Origin of the sequence: Streptomyces sp. NRRL F-5123, from assembly GCF_000721495.1 — a bacterium.
Lineage (GTDB): Bacteria > Actinomycetota > Actinomycetes > Streptomycetales > Streptomycetaceae > Actinacidiphila.
Map to the genome: position 1 here is coordinate 1 of NZ_JOHY01000212.1, position 290 is coordinate 290.

Consider the following 290-nt stretch of genomic DNA (forward strand, 5'->3'; position numbering starts at 1 on the left):
GAGGCCATGGCGCCTTGGCCGGCGAGGGCGCGGAGTGCTTGGGAGCGGAGGGCGACGACGCGGGCGGCGTCTTGGAGGGTGAGGGCTCCGGCGACGGTGGCGGCGGCGATCTCGCCTTGGGAGTGGCCGATGACGGCGGTGGGGGTGATGCCGTGTGCCTGCCATTCGGCGGCGAGGGCCACCATCATGGCCCACAGGGTGGGTTGGATGACGTCGACGCGTTCGGGGTCGGTGTCGCAGGTGCCGCGCAGGACGTCGGTGAGTGACCAGTCGACGTAGGGGGCGAGGGC

Annotated in this window: 1 protein-coding gene; it reads right to left on the minus strand. The window is 72.8% G+C overall.

From position 1 onward, the window contains the following. A partial coding sequence (locus IH54_RS41170; RefSeq protein WP_043183768.1) for an acyltransferase domain-containing protein occupies nucleotides 1–290 on the minus strand: 290 nt, incomplete at both ends.